The following is a 7,164-nucleotide window of genomic DNA, read 5'->3' as shown; positions in this document are numbered from 1 at the left end:
AAAAGCGAAACGACCGGCACGAACCGGAAGTGGTGTTTCAGAGGATTGGCCGCCCCGGGACCGTCCGCGCCGATGCGTGTCCGGTGCTCCCTGCCAGGCAGCTCGAAGAACACTAGACCTTCGGACTCTCCGAGTCAACAGGGGCGGCCGACGCAACCGGATTCCCGGTCGCCTCCTCCGCCGGCAGCTGGAAGGTCAGGACCGCGACGTCGTCGTCGTGCTCGGAGGTCACGCCCATCGCCCGCAGCAGCCGGGCGCAGACCACCTCGGGGGCGCCGATCGCGCCGGTCAGGGTGCGGGCCAGGAGGTCGAGGCCCTGGTCGATGTCCTCGTCCCGGCGCTCGACGAGCCCGTCGGTGTAGAGGACGCCGGTCGTGCCGGGGAGCAGGCGCAGGGTGTGGGAGACGTGCAGGCCGCCGCCGGTGCCGAGGGGCGGGCCGTTCTGTTCCTCGCTGCGCAGGATGGTGCCGTCGGGGCAGCGCAGCAGGACGGGCAGGTGCCCGGCGGAGGCGTAGGAGAGGGTGCGGCGCCGCGGGTCCCAGACGGCGTAGGTGCAGGTGGCGATCTGGTTGGCGTCGATCTCCATGGCGATGTCGTCCAGCAGGCGCATCACCTCGTGCGGGGGCAGGTCCAGGCGGGCGTAGGCGCGGACGGCGGTGCGCAGCTGGCCCATGACGGCGGCGGCGCGCAGACCCCGGCCCATCACGTCGCCGATGACGAGTGCCGTGCGCCCGCCGTCGATGGCGATGACGTCGTACCAGTCGCCGCCGACGGCTGCCTCGGCGCCGCCGGGCTGGTAGGTGGCTGCGACCCGCAGGCCGGCCGGTTGGTCGAGCTTCTGCGGGAGCAGGCTGCGCTGGAGGGTGACGGCCGCCTCGCGCTGGCGGCGCTCGGCTTCGCGCAGGCGCGCGGCGGCGAGGACCTGGTCGGTGACCTCGGCGGCGAAGATCAGGACGCCGGTGGGCGGGCCCTCCACCGGGGCGTCGCAGTTCTCACCGGTGCCGAGCGGGACGCAGGAGACGTTGTAGTAGCGGTTGCCGGTGAGGCCGAGGATGCAGCGGGCCTTGACGCTGCGCGGGCGGCCGCCGCGGATGACCTGGTCCATCAGGGGCAGCACGCCCATGCTGCCGAGTTCGGGGAGCGCCTCCGCCGCCGGCAGGCCGGTGGGGCGTTCGCCGAAGAGTTCGCGGTAGGCGCGGTTGGCGTAGCCGAGCTGGTGGAGCGGGCCGTAGGTGACGGCGACCGGGGCGGGGATGCGGTTGAGGACCTCGCGCAGGTTCTGCGGCTTGTGCGGGTCGAGGAGCTCGACGGGGGCGGCGGGGCAGCTCGGGTCGCGGGGGCTGGGCACGACCACGCCGTCGGGGCAGGGCCCGTCGTCCTCGGTCCCGGTGCCGTCGGGCGGGACGGCACGCCAGGGGACTCCGGTGAGCCGGGCGCTCCAGCGCATGAGGTTCAAACGACGGCCGCTTCCTCGATTTCCAGGCATATCATCACTTTTTGTGTGCGCGGTAGCACACGGGGTAATGACCAGGTCGGGGTGATCCTGTCAGGCGGAGGCCCGGTTCCGGAAGTCGCGCGCCCGGCGTGGCCGTCCGGTTCGCCCTCCGGTTCACGGCGCGGCCGGTCGTCGGCCCGGCTCGACGGGGGCGGTCACCGGGGAGCATCCGGTCCGGCGTCGGACGGACGGGCGGGCCCCGGGTCGAACCCCTCCTCGAAGGCCGAACGGGGGTGCTCCGCCGCGCCCAGCGAGACCACCTCGCGGCCGAACACCCCGCCGAGCACCCAGTCCACCAGGACCCGCACCCGGCGTTCGGCGCTCGGCAGCCGCCGCAGGTGCCGGGCCCGGTGCAGCCACCAGGCCCGCCGGCCGGTGAGCTTGCCCCCGCGCCTGGTGTGCGCGACGGCGCGGCGCGGGCCGAGCGAGGTCGAGCAGGCGGCCGGGCCGGGCCGGTAGTCGGCCAGGCCCGGAGCGTGCGGCCCGCCGTCCAGGGCCACCACGACGTTGCGGGCGAGCAGTTCGGCCTGGGCGAAGGCGTGCTGGGCGTTGGGCGCGCAGGGAGCGCCTCCCGCCGTCGGGTCCGGTACGGCGGCGCAGTCGCCCGCCGCCCAGACTCCGGGCAGCGCGCGTCCGTCCGGTCCGACGGCCTGAAGGGTCGCCAGGCACCTCACCCGGCCGCGGGTGTCCAGCGGCAGGTCGGTCTCGCGCAGCAGCGGGGACGGCCGGACACCCGCCGTCCACACCAGGGTGCGGGCGCCGAAGCGGCTGCCGTCGGAGAGCGCCACGACCCGGTCGGCGGCGGACTCCAGGGTGGTGCCCAGCCGGATGTCGACGCCGCGCTCGCGGAGTTCGCCGAGGGTGTGCTCGGCGAGTTCGGGCGACTCCTCGGCGAGGATCCGGCCGGTCGCCTCGACCAGCACCCAGCGCAGGTCCTCGGCGCGGACGTTGTGGTAGCCCCGGACGGCGGTCCGGGCCATGTCCTCCAGTTCGGCGAGCGCGCCGACGCCCGCGTAGCCCGCGCCGACGAAGACGAAGGTGAGCGCGGACTGGCGCAGCGCCGGGTCCCGGGTGGCGGAGGCGAGGTCGAGCTGTTCCAGCACGTGGTTGCGCAGGCCCACCGCGTCGCCGACGGTGGAGAAGCCGAGGCCGTGCTCGGCGAGGCCGGGCACCGGTGCCGTGCGGGAGACCGAGCCGGGGGCCACCACCAGGACGTCGTAGGGGAGTTCGACCGGCGCGGGCGGCTCGCCCCGGCCCGCGGCGTCGGCCAGGGCGCGCCGGGCGGAGTGTTCGATCCGGGTGATCCGGGCGGTGAGCACCCGGCAGTCCGGCAGGACCCGGCGCAGCGGGACGACCACGTGACGCGGGTCGATGGAGCCGGCCGCCACCTCGGCCAGCAGCGGGTGGTAGGTGAAGTAGGCCTGGGGCTCGACGACGGTGATCTCCACCTCGCCGCGCCGCAGCCGCTCCCGCAGGGCGCGCTGGAGGTGGAGCGCGGCGGCGGTTCCGGCGCAGCCGCCCCCGGCGATCAGGATCCTGATGGTGAGCCTCCTGCCGATGTGACGTTTCGTCCCGGCCTCCCGGCCCGGGGGTGTCCCCCCATCACGCCCCCTATGAAGGACCGGCGGGGGTCGTCTTGTCCACAGTCCGTACGGGGCGGGTTGCGATGCGAGTGCCCGCTGTGGCCAGTTGTGCTTACTGGGCGACTTTCTGACGCACTTTCGGCCGCGAACAGTGGTGAACTATGGTCGGATTGTGTACCGGGGCGGCCGTCGCCATGACAATCGGCGGCGACGCACCGTGGGGCGGCCATTACGGCCAGTTCCAGTGTTGGCGTGAGAACCCGACTGGGGGCCGGTCATCCGGGGAAGGGTAGTTCCCGGACAAGGGCCCCGGACGGAGCCGACGCGCCGAGCCGGACGTGGACCCGGCCCGGCGGCACGAACCGTGGTCACCGGAACGGGACGGGCGGCACGAGCAATGGGTCATCGGGTCATTTCTGACGGGCTGAGCTGCACCGGGGGGTGCAGGGGCGGGCGACGACAGGGTCCGGATTCGGACGCCTGCGGGGGAGAGTTGGGATGATGGAGCAGGAGCAGGTGTCGGGGCGGGCGGCGGCGCCGCAGGCCGGACAAGGCACGGTCCCCGAGCAGCGCGGCCCGCTGGACCTGCCGCCGCAGGGCGGGACGGCACAGGCGGCGACGGCCCGGTCGGCCGTCCCGTACCGGGCCGAGCCCGCACCGGCCGCCGTGCCGGTGCCCGGGGCCCGGCTGCGGGTGGATGCCCGGCGGAACCTGGAGAGCGTGCTGCGGGCGGCCCGCGAGGTGTTCGGCGAGTTCGGCTACGGCGCGCCGATGGAGGAGGTCGCGCGCCGGGCCGGGGTCGGGGTCGGCACGGTCTACCGGCGCTTCCCGAGCAAGGAGGTGCTGGTCCAGCGGATCGCCGCCGAGGAGGTGGCGTGGCTGACCGCGCAGGCGCGGGAGTCGCTGTACGGCGGCGACGGCGCCTGGGAGTCGCTGGCCGGCTACCTGGCCCGCGCGGTGAGCAGCGGGGCCGGCCGGCTGCTGCCCCCGGAGGCGTTCCGGTACGCGGAGGAGCTGGGCCGGGTGCCCGAGCAGCGGGCGTCGGAGGCGCCCGCGGCGGTCCGCTTCGACCTGCGCGGCGAGGAGGCCCGTTCCGGCGGGGCGGTCGAGCCGTCGGCGGCCGACGCCGATCCCCGGCTGCTGCTCCAGTTACTGGCCGCGCTGGTGGCGCGGGCGGGTGCGGCGGGCGAACTGCGGCCGGGCGTCACAGTGTCGGACGTGGTGCTGGTGCTGACCGCCTCGGTGCCGGTGCACGCGGCCCGTCCGTCGGTCTCCACGCCGGCGGCCGGCGGTTTCTCGCCGATTTCTCCGCAGACGGACGGTCAGGCCTCCGCCGGGCCCTCGGACCGGCTGTTGCAGATCCTGCTGGACGGCCTGCGGGCGAGCTGACGCCCGTCGGCGCATCGCTCCTCCGCCCCGGGCGGGCAAGGGAGTTGGAGGGAGGACCGGCGCGCGGGCCATGGGCGCGCGCCGGGTACGGGACTCACGCACCCCGCCGCCGCACGCTGGGCGAACGCCCCCGCGACGGCCCCTCGCAGGAGTGGCGGGCGGCCGGTGCGGCTACCGCCCGTCCCTGCGCTATGCGATCCTTTGCCCGTGGTTGGAGCCAATGTCCCGATGCGCGCCCTTCGCGCGCCGTCGGCGCCGTGCAGCGGGGGACCGTGCGCCCACGCACTCCCGCGCGCCCTGCCACACTACGGGGGCTGTCGTGGAATCTGGGGTCCGTTGTGAGCGCCGAGGAACAGAACGACTACGGGTACGGCCTCGACTTCGGAGACCTCTCCGGTCATGGCGCCGAGGGGTCCGCCACGGGCCCGTGCAGCCTCGGCGGGGCGGCCCAAGTGCCGGGCTCCGCGGCGGGTTCGTCCGCCGGACAGGTGCCCGACCAGGGCGGGATGCCCAGGCGTGAGACCCTCTCCTCCTCCGCGCTGCCTCCGGGCCGGGTGCCCGGGCAGGCCCCGGCGGGCCAGGGCGGTGTCGCTCCCGAGGCGTTCGTCGGCGAACGGTTCACCGGCCGGACCGCCCGGCGGACCGTGCCCGCCCCCGCGGACCCGGTGGACGGCGAGCGCCCGGACTCCGACGCCGAGTTGACCGCCCGGGTCCGGGCCGGGGACGACACCGCGTACGAGGAGATCTACCGCCGGCACGCCGAGTCGGTGCGGCGTTACGCGCGCACCTGCTGCCGGGACAGCTTCACCGCCGAGGACCTCGCGGGCGAGGTGTTCGCCCGCACCCTCCAGGCGCTGCGGGCGGGCAAGGGCCCGGAGTTCGCCGTCCGGGCGTACCTGCTGACCGCCGTGCGCAACGTCGCCGCCGCCTGGCACCGCAGCGAGCGGCGGGAGCAACTCGTCGACGACTTCGCCGTGTTCGCGCAGACCTCTGCCGCCGTGGTGGACGTCGACCTGGCCGACCCGGGTGCCGACGCCTGGGCGATGGCGATGGCCGACCAGCGGATGGTCATGCGGGCCTACGCCGAACTGCCCGAGGACGACCGGATGGTGCTCTGGCACACCGAGGTCGAGCGGGAGTCGCCGAAGACCGTCGCGGTGATGCTCGGCAAGACCGCCAACGCCACCGCCGTCCAGGCCCACCGGGCCCGCGACCGGCTCGCCGCCGCGTTCCTCCAGGCGCACGTCTCCGGCAGCCAGGACAGCGGCTGCGAGGCGTACGCCAACCGGCTCGGGGCGTACGCCCGCGGCTCGCTGCGCAAGCGGGCCTCGGCGGAGGTCGGGCGGCACCTCAAGGAGTGCGACCGCTGCACGGCCGCCTGCCTGGAGCTGACCGAGATCAACACCGGGCTGCGCGCCCTGCTGCCCGGCGGGGTGCTGGTCTGGATCGGCGTCGGCGGGTTCAGCGCCGCCGCGGCCGCCGTGGGCGGTACCGCGGCGGTCGGCGGTGCGGCGGCGGCCGGGACGGCCGCGGCGGCCGGCGGGGCCTCGGGTGCCGCCTCCGGCGCGGGCGGTGCCGCCGGTGCCGGTGCGGCCGGTGCGGGCGGTGCGGCCTCCGGTGGGGGCGGTGCGGGAGCCGGCGCGGCCGGCGAGGGCCTGGGGACCGCCGCCAAGGCCGGGGTCGTCGCCGCCATCGCGGTGGCCGTGGCCGCCGTCGCCGCCTACGCGTTCACCGGCTCGTCCGAGCCGAAGCCCCCGGCGGCCGCTCCTCCGGCCACCAGCGCCCCGGCCGCCGCCTCGGCGCCGCCCGCCCCCCCGGCCGGGAGCAGCGCGGCCCCGGCGCCACCTGCGGCGCCGGGGCCCGGCAGTGCCGCGCCGGCCGCGGAGGCGCCCGCGCCGAGCCCCGCCGCGAGCGCGTCGGCCGCCAGGACCGCGCCCGCCCCGCCGCCCGCCACCACCGGGGCAGCGGAACCCGGCACACCCGCGACCGGCGGCCCGGAGGCCCCGGAGCCGGCCGTCACTCCCCCGGTCGTGCCCCTGCCGACCCTGCCCACGCCCGACGTGCCGGTCGTCCCGACGCCCACCCTGCCGACGCTGCCGACCCCGAGCGCGACCCTGACCCCGACCCCGAGCCCGACCGTCAGCACGCCGAAGCCGCCCGTGCTCAACGACTTCTGGGCCGACTCGATGCCCGTGCTCAAGCCCGGCAACAACCGGGTGCCGCCGCCCGAGCCGAGCATCCGGCAGAAGGGCAGCGACAAGTTCTGGCAGCGGGACGGCGGCTGGATCGGCGGCACCTACCACGCGCACGCGATCACCGTGCACGCCCCGGCGACCACCGTGATCGACCTCAACCGCGAATGCACGTCCTTCGACGCGGTGGCCGGGGTGGACGACGCCACGCTCTCGCCGGGCGGAGTCGTCTTCTCCGTCCTCGGCGGCGACGGCAGCACCCTGTGGCGCTCCCGGAAGCTGGCCACCGGGGACCGTGCGGTGCCGGTGCACGTGCCGCTGGCCGGACAGAAGTCGATCAAGCTGGTGGTCACGCCGGTGAACGGGATCTGGTCGGCGCTGAACGTCGCGAACTGGGCGCAGGCCCGCTTCCGGTGCTCGTGACGGGAGTCGGCGCGGGCGCCCAGTCGTGACGGGACTCCGCTCGTACACGACCGAGGCCCGCTCCGGGAAGTCCTGGAGCGGG

At 76.0% G+C, this 7,164-nt stretch carries 3 protein-coding genes and 1 pseudogene; 2 read left to right on the top strand and 2 right to left on the bottom strand.

The window, feature by feature from the left end; translation table 11 throughout:
- Window positions 1–178: 178 nt before the first annotated feature.
- Together ACZ55U_RS24515 and ACZ55U_RS24510 are read right to left on the bottom strand one after the other, a co-directional pair.
- Window positions 179–1,456, bottom strand: a pseudogene (locus ACZ55U_RS24515) (SpoIIE family protein phosphatase); the annotation flags it as partial.
- A 194-nt stretch (window positions 1,457–1,650) separates the two neighbouring features.
- Entirely contained in the window at window positions 1,651–3,036 is a 1,386-nt protein-coding gene (locus tag ACZ55U_RS24510; RefSeq protein ID WP_465528953.1) for an NAD(P)/FAD-dependent oxidoreductase, read from the bottom strand.
- Between the two features lie 540 nt (window positions 3,037–3,576).
- Here ACZ55U_RS24510 and ACZ55U_RS24505 point away from each other — a divergent pair.
- Complete coding sequence (locus ACZ55U_RS24505; RefSeq protein ID WP_465528943.1) at window positions 3,577–4,467, top strand: TetR/AcrR family transcriptional regulator; 891 nt, start codon at window positions 3,577–3,579, stop codon at window positions 4,465–4,467.
- Between the two features lie 338 nt (window positions 4,468–4,805).
- Entirely contained in the window at window positions 4,806–7,082 is a 2,277-nt protein-coding gene (locus ACZ55U_RS24500) for a sigma-70 family RNA polymerase sigma factor (RefSeq protein WP_465528941.1), read from the top strand.
- Window positions 7,083–7,164: the final 82 nt, after the last annotated feature.

The sequence above is a fragment of the Kitasatospora sp. NPDC034533 genome (assembly GCF_055575155.1).
This window is presented reverse-complemented; position numbering and strand designations above follow the sequence as displayed.

Bases quoted from the DNA above. Each gene is read 5' to 3' on its own strand.
- ACZ55U_RS24505 (WP_465528943.1), top strand. From the start codon at position 3,577: ATGATGGAGCAGGAGCAGGTGTCGGGGCGGGCGGCGGCGCCGCAGGCC.